The following is a 14,178-nucleotide window of genomic DNA, read 5'->3' as shown; positions in this document are numbered from 1 at the left end:
TCAATCCTTAATAGCTTAATATCAATAAAGTGTCCAATTTTCTTGGGTCACTACACTTCGAGGGTTTTATTATTTATCAAATTTTTTATCTCTTTAGAAATCGCCAGCCGTACTGAACATGTAATCACGATTATGGAATTTCATTGATAAGATCAATCCGATACCAATCATGTTACCTAACAAGGCTGAACCACCTTGTGATACAAATGGCAATGGAATACCTGTCAGTGGCAGTAAATCAATATTCATACCAATGTTTTCAAATACGTGGAATAAAATCATCATAATAACACCAGTAGCAATGTATGAATAGAATACATTTCTAGTGTCAAACGAAATTTTAACCATTTGAACAATTAGGTATAAATAAATCAAAATTAAGGCTACGCAACCAACAAAACCAAAGTTTTCACCGATAACTGAGAAAACCATGTCAGATCCACGAACTGGAACATAAACGCTGGCCTTGCCAAAACCATTACCAAATAACTGTCCTGAACCAATAGCCTTCATACTTTGCCATAATTGGTAAGCACCTGAAGAGGTATCACCAGATGGATCAAGCCATGACTTGATTCTTTCAAACTGATAAGCTTGGAAGAAGTGACTCAAGAATGATTGCCCGCCAGGAGTAACCACTAACAGAATAACTGCAATCGCACCAACAATTACGATCCCATATAACGGAACAATAATCTTCCACGATATCCCTGATACCAATACGACACCACCAACAATGGCGATGAATACCAACATAGTACCAAAGTCGTTTTGCAATTTTAACAAAATCGCAACTGGTGCAAGCCATGCAATGATTTTACCTAGCAATAGCCAATCTGTTTTAATGGTATGTCCATACTTATCGTTATGATCCTTGATCACACGAGCCAACATCAAAATAAATGCTGGCTTCATCAATTCAGATGGCTGAAAAGTAATCGGCCCTAATTTGAACCAACTTTTTGCACCTGTATCAGCCGCTACACTACGGTTATACAGGAATAAAACTGCTATCAGTAAAAATATACCAATGCCAAAAAAGATTGGCGCAATTTTAAAGAGCTGCTCTGCATCGAATTGCATCACGACCACAACAATTGCAATCGAGATCAAATACCACAGAGCCTGCATTACGACAGCTTTAACAGGAGAACCAATATGACTAGGGTCACCTAACGCTGCAACATAAATACAGTACAAACTGATTAAAGCCAAAATTGCCACTGGAATAATAATATTCCAGGCCAATCGGTCCATCAGACTCGTTTTATTTTCAACTTTTGCCATTAAATAATCACTACTTAAATTTTATTTTTCATGTAATGTGAAGTATGAAAGCAAATCGTTAATACTACTTTCAAGACTATTAGCAAATAAAATATTGCTGGTCTTGGTAGTAGTAGCACGGTAACGGCCTTCTACTTTTTCAATTAAACCAATGGACTTCTTATTTGGGATAATAACTTCCCAAGTAGGTAAATTCTTACCTTTAAGTTCATTAACTTCAATATCAATATTTTCTAACTTTTTAGACATAAATCCTCCTACTTGCTATCCGGATGAAACTTAGAAGCGATAATCTCGTCTTCATACCTTTCCGGATGTGGATTTCGAAAAATAGTAAAATTATCAGGAACTGGGTCCACCCCACCACGAATAAATGGGTTACATCTTAGTATACGACAAATACCCATGATTAGTCCCAAAATTGGACCATGTTTTTTAAGGGCATCAATCATATAGTTAGAGCATGTTGGATAATATCTACAACTTGGTGGGAAAAGTGGTGAAATTAGTGTCTGATAAATACGCACTAAACCTATCAAAATCTTACGCAAGTAATCTCCTCACTTAGTGTCGTTGATGCTTTTCAATATTCTTAAGCAATGTACCTGTACCTAAAGCAACTGCTTCCAATGGATGATCAGCTGTTAAAACAGGAACTTGCAAGTAATATGAAATAAGCTTATCAATGTTCTTTAACAATGCTCCACCACCGGTGAGCATAATACCACGGTCAATAATATCTGCTGAAAATTCTGGTGGAGTGGTTTCAAGAACTTCCTTAGCAGCAGCAATAATTGACATCAAACCTGGTTCCAATGCTTTTTGAATCTCAGGTGCGGTAACTGTAGTTTGCTTTGGCAAACCATCAACCACATCACGACCACGAACAGTAACTTGCTGGTCTTCATCGGGTTCAAATGCACTACCGATTTCAATCTTAATTTGTTCAGCGGTTCTAGAACCAATAAGCAAATTATGCTTATTCTTAATGTAGCTAATAACTGCTTGATTCATTCGATCGCCGGCATAACGAAGTGATTGTGAAGTTGCAATTTCACCCATTGATAAAATTGCAACATCAGTAGTACCACCACCGATATCAATAACCATATTACCTTGTGGCTTGAAAATATCTAAGCCTGCACCGACAGCTGCAACTTTAGGTTCAAAGTCAAGATATACCTTGCCACCACCTGATTTTTCAGCTGCTTGGATAATTGCCTTTTGTTCAATTGAAGTAACTCCAGTAGGAGCACAAATCAAAATATTTGGCTTAGACATAAAGCCTTTAACATTTAACTTTTCAATAAAGTAAGACAGCATTTCTTCGGTAATATCAAAGTCTGCAATAACACCGTTTTTAAGCGGACGAATTACACGAATATTACCAGGAGTTCTACCTACCATCTCATAAGCCTCTGATCCAACTGCAACTACCTTGTTAGTATCAGTATTTACAGCTACAACAGAAGGTTCGTTTAAAACAATACCTTTTCCAGAGACATTAATTAATACATTAGCTGTCCCCAAATCAATTCCTATATCTCGTGCCACGATAACCCTCCATAATTATTCATCGTCCATTTTACCATAAATAACTAAGAGTTTCCTTTACTGTCCTTGTTTTAAGACAATCTTTAAAACAAATTACTGAGTTGCATCGAGGTATCGATAAAAGTTATCACAAAATTGCCAACTAAAAAACCTAATGCAATTGCCCCAAATAAGTATAAAAGTTGAGTTTCAAAAACTCTCCCTTTACGAACGATCTTATCTAATTGAACAGCCTTCATTGCTTGAAAAGCCAAGCCGATTGCAATCAAATAAATTATTATACTTATAATTGCATGAACGCCTAATTGAAACATATATTTTTCCTTATTAATAAAAAAAGACGAATGCAATTTGCATCCGTCTTTTTACTTTCTCTAGTGACCTCTAGCATTGTAAACGCTAATTCTGTTAATTGCTCGTCTCAAAGCAACTTGAGCACGTTCTACAGTACGTTCATCATGTTTTTCACGTGCTTCCTTAAGACGCTTCTCAGCTCTTTCCTTAGCGGCTTGAGCACGAGAAACATCGATATTTCTAGCACGTTCAGCACTATCCGCAATAATTGTAGCTACGTTTTCTGAGAAATCAATATAACCACCACTAATAGCGATATGGTCAATTCTTGAACCCATTTCACGACTACGTTTTACTTTAACTTCACTAATTACTAGTGGTGTTAAAAGCGGTACGTGATTGTACAATATTGAACGTTCACCATCAACAGCGCGTACATCAACGATGCTTCCACGATGGGAATAAATCATTCCGTTAGGAGTTACAACATTTACTCTAAAAAGTTTTTCTGGATCTGCCATTTGACATCACCCTACTTTTCTAGCAATGCTTTAGCTTCTGGATCACTTGGAGTTACACCCATTTCTTGTGCTTTCTTCAAAACATCTTCAATTGGGCCGACACCACGGAAGGCATCTTCTGGTAAGTCATCAAGGTGACCATCCAAAATAAGCTTAAAGCCTTTAATGGTTTCCTTAATTGGAACATATGAACCAGGTACACCAGTAAATTGTTCAGCAACGAAGAAGTTTTGTGATAAGAAGAATTGAACCTTACGTGCACGTGCAACGATCAATTTTTCTTCATCAGACAATTCGTCCATACCCAAAACAGAAATAATATCTTGCAATTCGTGGTAACGTTGTAAAACGTGTTGAACACGAGTAGCAACTTCGTAGTGTTCTTGACCAACAACTTCAGGGTCAAGGGCACTTGATGAAGATTCAAGTGGGTCAACGGCTGGATAAATACCTTGTTCTACCAAGCTACGTTCCAAGTTAGTAGTAGCATCCAAGTGTGCGAATGTGGTTGATGGAGCTGGGTCAGTATAGTCATCGGCAGGAACATAAACGGCTTGAATTGAGGTAATTGAACCCTTCTTAGTAGAAGTAATTCTTTCCTGCAATTGTCCCATTTCAGTTGCCAAAGTTGGCTGGTAACCAACGGCACTTGGCATACGACCAAGCAAAGCTGAAACTTCTGAACCAGCCTGAGTAAATCTAAAGATATTGTCGATAAAGAGCAATACGTCTTGACCTTCAACATCTCTGAAGTATTCAGCAAGAGTCAAACCAGTTAACGCAACACGCATTCTGGCACCAGGCGGCTCGTTCATCTGACCAAATACCATGGCAGTCTTACTTAAAACGCCTGAAGCTTTCATTTCAAAGTAAAGGTCGTTACCTTCACGAGTTCTTTCACCAACACCAGTAAATACGGAAATACCACCGTGTTCTTGCGCAATGTTGTGAATCAATTCCTGAATGATAGTGGTTTTACCCACACCGGCACCACCGAACAAACCAACTTTACCACCACGTACATATGGTTCAAGCAAGTCGATAACTTTAATACCAGTTTCAAGAATTTCTCTACTGGTAGTTAAATCTTCATATTTTGGTGCTTCTTTATGGATACCTTCACGAGGGTGATCTTTTGAAAATTCAGGACCACCATCAATTGGTTGACCTAAAACGTTGAACACACGACCTAAAGTATCTTCCCCAACTGGAACTGAAATTGGAGCACCAGTATCTTCAACCTTCATACCACGGCGAAGACCATCGGTAGATTCCATGGCGATCGTTCTTAAAACACCATCACCAAGCTCAAGCGTAACTTCAAGGACAATGCTTTCGTCCTTTGATTTAATTACGCGTAAGGCATTGTTAATATCAGGTAAATTCTTATCAATTGTGAATTTTACATCGACAACTGGGCCGATTACTTGAACGATTTCACCTTCACTCAAAACATCTACCTCCTTTTCTTTATTACTCTAAGGCATTTGCACCACTGATAATTTCGGTAATTTCAGTAGTAATTTGTGCCTGTCTAGCACGGTTTAATTTTGTAGTTAAATTTGATACCAAATCATTTGCATTGTCAGTTGCACTCTGCATAGCTGTCATTGAACTAGCATGTTCTGCAGTCTTGGAGTCCAAAATGGCACCATAAATTGTTGAACGAGCATACTGTGGTAACAACTTGGTAAGCACACTGTTAATGTCTGGTTCAATATCATATTCTAATTCTTTATGTGCTTCAGCTTCTTTAACGCCGATATCCAAATCAACGATTGGTAACATCTTTTCAACACGAAAAGCAGATGATAATGAGTTTACATGGTGGGTATAACATACATAAAGTTGATCATAGACACCATTTAAATACATCTTAATTGCAGTTGAAACAATTGGTAAGGCTTCATCAAAAGTTGGAACATCTGAAACGCCATCTTTTTCATAAACAACATTAACGTTGTTCTTCTTAAAGAATTGTGCGCCAACAGAACCAACTGCTAAAACTTTAACTTCATGTCCTTGTGCACGTTCATCTTCAAAGATGCTCATCATGTTTTTAATGACATTACTATTGTAAGAACCTACAAGACCACGATCACCACTAATTACTAAGAAACCTGTAGTCTTAATATTTTTACGTGGTTGAATCATATCAGCAGTAATTCCCAAACCAAAGACATCAGTATAATCGATCTTCGCAACATTGTTCTTATCGATAGCGATATCTTTTTCACGTAGTTTATCTACGACTTGAGAACTGATTAAACGAGAAATTGTTTTACGGACATAATCATTATAAATGGTATAGCCCTTATCACGATTTTCTGTTTGATTCAATTTTGATGCTGAAACCATTCTCATGGCTTCCGTGATCTTACCGGTTTGTTTTACTGAAGCGATCTTTTTCTTTAACTCAAGTAAAGATGCAGGCATAATCTACCTCCTATTTTTCACTTGGTGTAAAGCTTGCACTGAATTCCTCAACGGCTGCTGATAATTTCTTATCATCAGGCAATTCACCAGTTTCACGGATTGTCTTAAGCAAATCAGCATGACTGCTGTCAAAGTTGTCAAACAATTCGTTTTGGAAGCGTGCAATATCTTCTACTGGGACAGAATCAAGGTAACCGTGAGTCAAAGCATAAAGAATCAATACTTGTTTTTCAACAGGAATTGGATCATGAAGTGGTTGCTTTAATACTTCAACAGTTCTTTGACCTCTATTAAGCTTAGCTTGAGTTGCTTGATCAAGATCACTACCAAATTGAGCGAAACTTTCAAGTTCACGGAAAGCAGCGAGGTCAGTACGTAAAGTACCAGCAACTTTCTTCATAGCCTTAATCTGAGCGTTACCACCAACACGAGAAACTGAGTTACCAGCGTCAATGGCTGGACGAGTACCGGCAAAGAATAAGTCACTTTGCAAGAAGATCTGACCGTCAGTAATAGAAATTACGTTGGTTGGAATATATGCAGAAATGTCTCCGGCTTCAGTTTGAATAATTGGCAAAGCTGTCAATGACCCACCACCAAGCTTGTCACTCAACTTAGCACTACGTTCAAGAAGACGTGAGTGTAAGTAGAAGACATCACCTGGGTAGGCTTCACGACCAGGCGGACGACGGAGAAGCAAGGAAAGTTCACGGTAAGCAACGGCCTGTTTGGATAGGTCGTCAAATACGATTAACACGTCCCTGCCATTGTACATAAATTCCTCACCCATAGCAGTACCAGCATATGGTGCAATATAAAGCATAGGAGCTGGTTCACTTGGGCCCGCTTCAACAACAATGGTGTAATCCATTGCGCCAAAACGCTTTAAAGTTTCTACTTGAGTTCTAACGGTTGATTCCTTTTGACCAATAGCAACGTAAATACAAATTACGTTTTGTCCCTTTTGGTTCAGAATAGTATCAATAGCCAAACTAGTCTTACCAGTCTTACGGTCACCGATAATCAATTCACGCTGACCACGACCAATTGGAACTAAGGCATCAATAGCTTTAATACCAGTTTGAAGTGGTTGCTTAACTGATTGACGGTCCATAACACCTGGAGCCTTAGCTTCGATAGGACGAGTCTTATCAGCTTTGATTTCACCTAAACCATCAACAGGTTGACCTAATGGGTTAACTACTCTACCGATTAAGGCGTCACCAACAGGAACTTCCATGATTCGACCAGTTCTTTGAACACGGTCACCTTCACGAATGTTGTCGAATTGACCCAAAATAATGATACCTACATCATTAGATTCAAGGTTTTGAGCGATACCGTATGAACCGTTATCGAATTTTAACAATTCGCCAGCCAATACATCGTTAAGTCCGTGAGCCCGGGCGATACCATCACCAACGTAAGTTACAACACCAACTTCGTTGATGTCGAGCTTGTCATCGTAATGTTCAAGTTGTTGCTTGATCAAGGAGCTAATTTCTTCCGCTTTAATGCTCAATGGTTTCACCTCTTTTAATTTTTATCAATTATTTGCGCACGGATCTTCTTCAGTTTACTTCTAACTGATCCATCAATCACGTAATCCTTCACCTGAAGGACTACGCCGCCTAATATACTTGGATCAACTTTATTCTCAAGACGCACAGCGTTCAAGTTATACTTCTTAGCATAACTATCACCCAAACGCTTAAGTTGATCATCATCTAGCTTGATTGCTGTAGTTGCAGTACCAGATGCGATCTTCTTTTCATTGTCATAAAGTAAAGCAAATTCATCGATAATATCGATTAAATCAGCAAAGCAGTTATATTCAAGTAATAAATTCAAAAAGCCTTGTACTTCATCTGAAAAGTCTTTTTCAACCTCAGTCAAAAATGACTTTTTATCTTTACTACTTAAAATAGGATCGCTTAGGATACTGATGAATTTTGGATTAGCAATAGCTGCCTTCTTTAATTCCATCATTTCATCATAAACTGTATCCAATACTTTATTGTCTTGCGCATAACCGAACAAAGCAGTACCGTAACGTGCAGCTATTTCTTCTCTACTTAAAGCCATTAATCATCCAACCCCTTAATAAATTGGTCGACTAAATCCTTTTGGTCTTCAGCAGATAAATTCTTAGCAATAACCTTTTCAGCAATTGCTACAGAAATATCAGCTACTTCATCACGTGCAGCATTCAAAGCATCTGATTTAGCTTTAGCAGCTTCTTCATTTGCCTTTTTACGAATTGCTGTAGCGTCTTCGTTAGCACTAGCTACGATTTCTTTGCTTGTGTTTTGCGCATTAGCCTTAGCGTCAGAGAGAATCTGAGTTGCTTCTTGTCTTGAGTTCTTCAAGGCAGCTTCACGCTCATTAGCAAGCGTTTCAGCCTTTTTACGATTACTTGCAGCTGAATCCAAGTCACTAATAACTTTTTGCCGCCGCTTTTCCATCATGTCTGATACTGGGCCCCAAGCATAGTGCTTGATTAACAGCATCAAGATGGCAAAACAAATTAAATACCAGATGGCGTTACCTAGGTAAATATGATGTGAGGCTGCAAACAATGTTTGAATAGTCATTTACTGCCCTTCTCTCTTTATACTTAAATCCTTCAAACAAAAAGTAAAAGTCTTTATTAAAGGAAAAGAATCAAGAAGGCAACAACGATAGCCAAAATAGGAACGGCTTCGATCAAACCAACACCGATGAACATTGTTGCTCTTAAGTTACCTGCACTTTCGGGTTGACGAGCCATACCTTCAAGAGTCTTTGAAATAACTTTACCGTTACCCAATGATGCAGCTAAGGCAGCTAAACCAGCTGCGATGGCAGCAGCAAGATATTTAAAAGCTTGTGACATAAACATAAATTTATACCTCCAAAAATTTATTCTGTAGTAACTTTCTTACCAATGTAAACCATTGACAGAGTTACGAAAACATATGCCTGGATAGAGCCAATGAAGACAGAGAAACCTTGCCAAATCATGGCTAATGGAGCTGCTAGAATCAACGTAAATGGTCCGCCAGCATGTGCTAGATCATTACCAATTAAAGTTAGCAAAACTTCACCAGCATATATATTCCCATAAAGACGCAATGATAAGGTTAAGAAGTTGGTGAACTCTTCAATTAAATTAATTGGAAGCATAAAACCAACTGGTCGCGTATAATTCTTTAAATATCCGCCTACACCAAATCTTTGTACGCCGAATGTGAACGATAGAAGCAAGGTCATCATTGCAAACGACATTGTCGCTACTGGATCAGCAGTTGGTGATTTAACAAATACCCAATCATCAACTTTGACTTCGAGGAACATACCCAATTGGTTCATGAACCAAATGAAAAGGAACAAAACGAAAGCGTATAAAGACAAGTGATTTTGAGCATCTACATCGCTAACGTTATCTTTTACAATGCCGTTAGTGAAATCAAGTATATATTCAAATACATTTTGTCTTTTATTTGGTTTCATTTCGACTTTTCTTGCAAGCCAAAAGCAGAGAAAGAAAACTGCCAAAGCCATTAGCGTTGAACCAATGATCCCAGTAAGATCAAAATTCAAGCCCATGAATTTAAAAACAAATGATTTCTCCATTACTTCGTGACCTCCCTTCTCGTGTTGAATAAAACTCGAACACGTAAATCATATTAACACCAAATATCTCCTTTGTGTAACATGAAAGCGCATTAGAGCAAATATTTTTTCGGAAAAAGGGATTACTTAGTACCGAAGAGTCTATCACCGGCATCTCCCAAACCTGGGAAGATATAACCGTTATCCATTAACTTTTCGTCTTCTGCTGCAGCGTAAATGTCAACGTCAGGGTTTGCTTCTTGAACAGCCTTAATACCTTCAGGAGCTGCTACCAAAACTGTCAACTTTATTTCCTTAACGCCGCGCTTCTTCAATGCAGCAATGGCATCATTAGCAGAACCACCAGTTGCAAGCATTGGATCAACGACCAAACATTCACGTTCAGCAATGTCCTTTGGAGCCTTGAAGAAGTATTCATGTGGCTTCAAAGTCTTTTCATCACGGTACATACCAATAACCGCAATTTTAGCTGATGGAACCATTTCAAGAACACCGTTAAGCATCCCCATACCAGCACGTAAAATTGGCACAATTGTCAATTTCTTACCGGCAATTTCTTTTTGGACTGTCTTACCCATTGGTGTCTCAATTTCGACATCTTCAAGTGGCAAGTCTCTAGTGATTTCATAGGTCATCAGACCACCAATTTCACCAACAATTCTACGGAATTCGTTTGAACCCGTATCCTTACGACGAATAATTGTCAATTTGTGTTGAATCAATGGATGATCCAAAACTACGAACTTTCCCATATATGCCTCCTATTAACAAATAACATAATTCATTAAATATTTTAATCAAAAACGCAAAGGGTTTAAAGCCCTTTGCGTTTTATTTTTTATTTATTCAAATGATGACCGCCTGCTGCCTTGTTAAGACGGTTCATATAAGCTAAACTTTCTTCGCCTTCATCGAAACCTTGCACATAAATTGTTTCAATATTGTCTTTATCGTCAAAATAACGTAAGGCCCCAAACAAATTATGGTCAGCATCAACTAAATTTTTACCTAAATCAAATTTATTATCATCAGCCAAATTAATTTTATCCAAAACTGAGCCTAAAGCAGCTACACCAGTTTTTTCATTAAAATCAATTTTTGCAAAATCAGCTGGATCATCAACTACAACTACAGGCTCGCTTGGAGCATAGTGACGATATTTCATTCCTGGTGCCTTTGGCACATCTTTATCAGAAACTTTGCCAGTATTAATTAAGACTTTTTCACCTAAAACTTCGCTCAATTCTTCTGGAGTAATTTCACCAGGACGAAGTACGATTGGCGTTTCAACTGATAAATCAATAATAGTTGATTCAAGCCCCACACGAGTAGGACCGCCATCAATAATACCCGCAATTTTACCCTTTAAATCATGGTAAACGTGTTCTGCTGTTGTAGGGCTTGGCTTAGTTGAAGTATTAGCAGAAGGTCCTACAATTGGATAGCCAAGCTTAGCAATCAAATCATGAGTTAATTGGTCATCTGGGCAACGAAAAGCAACGGTCTTAAGACCGCCAGTTACAGCATCAGGAAGCGTGCCTGGTTTTACAAATAAAAGAAGTGTCAATGGACCTGGCCAAAAGTGCTTAATTAGCTTTTTAGCACGTTCTGGAACTTCTTTAGCATAGCGCTCCATCATTTTTTCATCAGATACGGTTACAATTAAAGGATTATCGCTAGGACGACCCTTAGCTGCATAAACGCCTTTAACAGACTTCTCATTAGTTGCAATAGCACCTAAGCCATAAACTGTTTCTGTAGGAAAAGCAACCAATTCACCTTTAGCTAACAACTTAACAGCTTCATCAAGTTGATCCTTTTTAAAAATCTTCGTTTCCATAATTCCTATTTTTGCCACCTTCCATGAACCATGCGTGGTTTGCCGGCCATGTCTTTTCTAAATTCAATATCAAAATCAGGCAATTCTTTAGCAAATAATTCTTTTAATTGCTCTTCTTCGCTAAAGCCAAATTCTAAGAAAAATTCACCGTGACTATTTAAATGATCACGAACTTGTTTAGCAAATTGCTTGTAAAAAGCTAATCCATCTTGACCTGCAAAAAGAGCTTCTTTAGGTTCATTTTGCAAGACATTTTGATCCATATCTTTTTTCTCATTTGTCTTGATATATGGGGGATTAGAAATAATCTTGTCAAACTTTTCAAGACCAATTAAAACATTAGCCTTGCGTGTAGTTACATCAAGATCGTAAGTTAAGAAGTTTTCCTCACTTGTTCTTAAAGCACTGTCAGTAATATCACTAGCATAAAGAGTTAAATCTTTTATACCCTTTTTTTCTGCTTCTTTAGCAAGTGCAACAGTAATGCAGCCTGAGCCTGTACCCAAATCAAGCACTTTATCACCATCTTTAAGTGACTTTAATGCCCATTCCACTAATTCTTCAGTTTCAAAACGTGGAATCAATACGCCGCGCTGCACCATAATTTTGTAGCCTAAAAACCAAGCGTAGCCCAAAATATATTGTGGTGAAACGCCTTTAGCTAATTTTTTGATATCTTTATTTGCTTGCTTAACTTGATCTTCTGACAAGACCATATCTTGCTTTAATTCAAATTCACTAGGCGTCAAATTAAGACGTTCGGCCAAAACATAATCAATATCTTCTGGGCGAGCATCCTCAGCAGTCTCTCCTGCCTTAATTCTGATTTGCTTTAAAGTCAACTTAGGCATTTTTATCAGCCAACTCCTCCAATTGCTTAGTTTGGTTGTAAAGAATCAATGCATCAATAATTTCATCAAGTTCGCCGTTCATAACACGGTCAAGCTTGTTAATAGTCAAACCAATACGGTGGTCAGTAACTCTGTTCTGTGGGTAGTTGTAAGTTCTAATTCTTTCTGAACGATCACCAGTACCTACGGCATTTTTACGCTTAGCATCGTATTTAGCTTGGTTTTGACTTTCGTAGTAGTCATAAACACGTGATTTCAAAATTTGCATAGCTTTTTCACGGTTTTGTTGCTGACTACGTTGATCCTGCATGGCAACTACAATACCAGTTGGCAAGTGAGTCATACGAACGGCACTAGAAGTCTTGTTAATGTGCTGACCACCGGCACCACTTGAACGGTAAACATCGACACGAATATCCTTTGGATCGATATCAATATCTACTTGTTCATATTCAGGCATAACGGCAACAGTTGCAGTTGAAGTATGAACACGACCTTGAGATTCAGTTACTGGGATACGTTGAACACGGTGAGCACCGTTTTCGTACTTCAATTTTGAGTAAACCTTGTCACCAGTGATCATAATGGCAACACGCTTGTAACCACCAACTTCAGTTGGTTCAGAGTCAATTAATGAAACCTTCCAACCTTGTCTTTCGGCGTATTTTTCATACATTCTAAGCAAATCGCCAGCAAATAACGAAGCTTCATCCCCACCAGCTGCTCCACGAATTTCCATGATAATATCTTTATCATCATTAGGGTCTTTTGGAAGCATCAAGATCTTGATTTGATCTTCTAATTCAGGAATTTCTTTTTCAATTTCTGAATTTTCTTCTTTAGCCATTTCGATCAAATCTGCATCAGATTCATTAGCAATAATCTTCTTGTTATCTTCTAATTCTTTTTTATCTTGCTTGTACTTTCTATACTTTTGTACAACTTCACGCAAGTCGGCTTCTTCTTTAGAAATTTCCATGTAGCGCTTAGTATCGCTAATAACTTCAGGATCGGCCATCATTTCTTGCAGTTCTTCATAGTGGGCTACTAAACCCTCTAATTGAGCCATAACGTTATCCATAAAATTAATTATCCTCTCTATCTCTTCTTACCTGGGTGAAAATAGTGATAACGACAAACAGGGTAGTAACTTTCGTCTCCACCAATTTGGACTTGTTCACCTTCATATACAGGTTTGCCATTATTTATTCTCAAGTTCATTGTTGCTTTATGACCACAATAATGACAGATGGTTTTCATTTCTTCTATTTTATCAGCAAAAATCAATAAATTCTCGCTGCCTTCAAACAAATGATTTTGAAAATCATTTTTAAGGCCAAATGTCATTACAGGTATATCAAACTCATCAACAATTTTAGCGCATTCTAAGACATGATGTCTTTTTAAAAACTGGGCTTCATCAATTAAAACGCAAGCAAGTTTCCCATCACCATCAGCTAAGTCATGATTGTTCATCTTTTTTATATATTCAAACAAATTCATCTCACTGGTGATTGGAATAGCTTTTCTATGAAGACCAATTCTTGAAGCAACCGTACCAACACCGCTACGGTTATCAAGACCACTAGTCATCAAAGCAATTTTGCGGCCTTGTGCCTCATAATTGTGCGCTACCTTTAATATTTCAATCGTCTTGCCACTGCTCATTGCACCATAACGAAAAAATAATTGCGCCACTTTTCGGGTCCTGCTATATAAAACATGGAAATATGTAGAAGCTTATGTATTTTCTACATACCAGAAAGATATATTTTTCCTT

Annotated in this window: 18 protein-coding genes; all 18 read right to left on the bottom strand. The window is 37.9% G+C overall.

All coding sequences use genetic code 11. The features are described from left to right. Positions 1-93: 93 nt before the first annotated feature. The 18 genes from RDN22_RS09545 to RDN22_RS09460 all read right to left on the bottom strand — a co-directional run bounded on the left by RDN22_RS09545 (position 94) and on the right by RDN22_RS09460 (position 14,096). Positions 94-1,287 carry an FtsW/RodA/SpoVE family cell cycle protein gene (locus RDN22_RS09545; RefSeq protein WP_308557799.1) on the bottom strand — a complete coding sequence of 398 codons (1,194 nt, stop codon included), beginning with the start codon at positions 1,285-1,287 and terminating at the stop codon, positions 94-96. Between the two features lie 21 nt (positions 1,288-1,308). Next, positions 1,309-1,536 carry a DUF2969 domain-containing protein gene (locus RDN22_RS09540; protein WP_052542920.1) on the bottom strand — a complete coding sequence of 76 codons (228 nt, stop codon included), beginning with the start codon at positions 1,534-1,536 and terminating at the stop codon, positions 1,309-1,311. Between the two features lie 8 nt (positions 1,537-1,544). Further along, positions 1,545-1,838, bottom strand: coding sequence for a membrane protein insertion efficiency factor YidD (gene yidD, locus RDN22_RS09535; RefSeq protein WP_013437593.1), 294 nt, complete (start codon positions 1,836-1,838; stop codon positions 1,545-1,547). A 13-nt stretch (positions 1,839-1,851) separates the two neighbouring features. Continuing rightward, the gene (locus RDN22_RS09530) at positions 1,852-2,841 is read right to left on the bottom strand and encodes a rod shape-determining protein (RefSeq protein WP_308557797.1); all 990 of its coding nucleotides are present in this window, start codon (positions 2,839-2,841) and stop codon (positions 1,852-1,854) included. A gap of 83 nt (positions 2,842-2,924) precedes the next feature. Further along, positions 2,925-3,155: a DUF1146 domain-containing protein gene (locus RDN22_RS09525; protein WP_308557795.1), complete on the bottom strand. Its 231-nt coding sequence runs from the start codon at positions 3,153-3,155 to the stop codon at positions 2,925-2,927. Positions 3,156-3,215: 60 nt separating this feature from the next. Beyond that, entirely contained in the window at positions 3,216-3,656 is a 441-nt protein-coding gene (locus RDN22_RS09520; RefSeq protein WP_308557794.1) for a F0F1 ATP synthase subunit epsilon, read from the bottom strand. An 11-nt stretch (positions 3,657-3,667) separates the two neighbouring features. After that, on the bottom strand, positions 3,668-5,107 hold the full coding sequence (gene atpD / locus RDN22_RS09515) for a F0F1 ATP synthase subunit beta (RefSeq protein WP_308557792.1): 1,440 nt from the start codon (positions 5,105-5,107) through the stop codon (positions 3,668-3,670). A gap of 22 nt (positions 5,108-5,129) precedes the next feature. Next, a complete protein-coding gene (locus tag RDN22_RS09510) occupies positions 5,130-6,092 on the bottom strand; it encodes a F0F1 ATP synthase subunit gamma (protein WP_308557790.1) in 963 nt (320 codons plus the stop codon). Between the two features lie 10 nt (positions 6,093-6,102). Beyond that, positions 6,103-7,614, bottom strand: a complete 1,512-nt coding sequence (gene atpA, locus RDN22_RS09505) for a F0F1 ATP synthase subunit alpha (RefSeq protein WP_308557788.1) — start codon at positions 7,612-7,614, stop codon at positions 6,103-6,105. Positions 7,615-7,628: 14 nt separating this feature from the next. Next, positions 7,629-8,177 carry an ATP synthase F1 subunit delta gene (gene atpH, locus RDN22_RS09500; protein ID WP_308557786.1) on the bottom strand — a complete coding sequence of 183 codons (549 nt, stop codon included), beginning with the start codon at positions 8,175-8,177 and terminating at the stop codon, positions 7,629-7,631. Then, positions 8,177-8,686, bottom strand: coding sequence for a F0F1 ATP synthase subunit B (gene atpF, locus RDN22_RS09495; RefSeq protein WP_308557785.1), 510 nt, complete (start codon positions 8,684-8,686; stop codon positions 8,177-8,179). The genes atpH and atpF overlap by 1 nt, the downstream gene beginning before the upstream one ends. 56 nt (positions 8,687-8,742) lie before the next feature. Beyond that, entirely contained in the window at positions 8,743-8,967 is a 225-nt protein-coding gene (gene atpE, locus RDN22_RS09490) for a F0F1 ATP synthase subunit C (RefSeq protein ID WP_308557800.1), read from the bottom strand. 26 nt (positions 8,968-8,993) lie between these two features. Beyond that, on the bottom strand, positions 8,994-9,707 hold the full coding sequence (gene atpB / locus RDN22_RS09485; protein ID WP_308557784.1) for a F0F1 ATP synthase subunit A: 714 nt from the start codon (positions 9,705-9,707) through the stop codon (positions 8,994-8,996). 122 nt (positions 9,708-9,829) lie between these two features. Continuing rightward, positions 9,830-10,459 (bottom strand): uracil phosphoribosyltransferase, encoded by a 630-nt coding sequence (gene upp, locus RDN22_RS09480; protein WP_308557782.1) that lies wholly within the window; start codon positions 10,457-10,459, stop codon positions 9,830-9,832. 86 nt (positions 10,460-10,545) lie between these two features. Then, a complete protein-coding gene (locus RDN22_RS09475) occupies positions 10,546-11,547 on the bottom strand; it encodes an L-threonylcarbamoyladenylate synthase (protein ID WP_308557781.1) in 1,002 nt (333 codons plus the stop codon). A 5-nt stretch (positions 11,548-11,552) separates the two neighbouring features. Next, positions 11,553-12,398 carry a peptide chain release factor N(5)-glutamine methyltransferase gene (prmC, locus tag RDN22_RS09470; protein ID WP_308557779.1) on the bottom strand — a complete coding sequence of 282 codons (846 nt, stop codon included), beginning with the start codon at positions 12,396-12,398 and terminating at the stop codon, positions 11,553-11,555. Then, positions 12,391-13,479 (bottom strand): peptide chain release factor 1, encoded by a 1,089-nt coding sequence (prfA, locus tag RDN22_RS09465; protein WP_308557777.1) that lies wholly within the window; start codon positions 13,477-13,479, stop codon positions 12,391-12,393. Before prfA ends, prmC begins: the two co-directional genes overlap by 8 nt. A 17-nt stretch (positions 13,480-13,496) precedes the next feature. After that, positions 13,497-14,096 carry a thymidine kinase gene (locus RDN22_RS09460; protein ID WP_308557775.1) on the bottom strand — a complete coding sequence of 200 codons (600 nt, stop codon included), beginning with the start codon at positions 14,094-14,096 and terminating at the stop codon, positions 13,497-13,499. Positions 14,097-14,178: the final 82 nt, after the last annotated feature.

Source organism: uncultured Lactobacillus sp., from assembly GCF_902491705.1.
GTDB lineage: Bacteria > Bacillota > Bacilli > Lactobacillales > Lactobacillaceae > Lactobacillus.
This window is presented reverse-complemented; position numbering and strand designations above follow the sequence as displayed.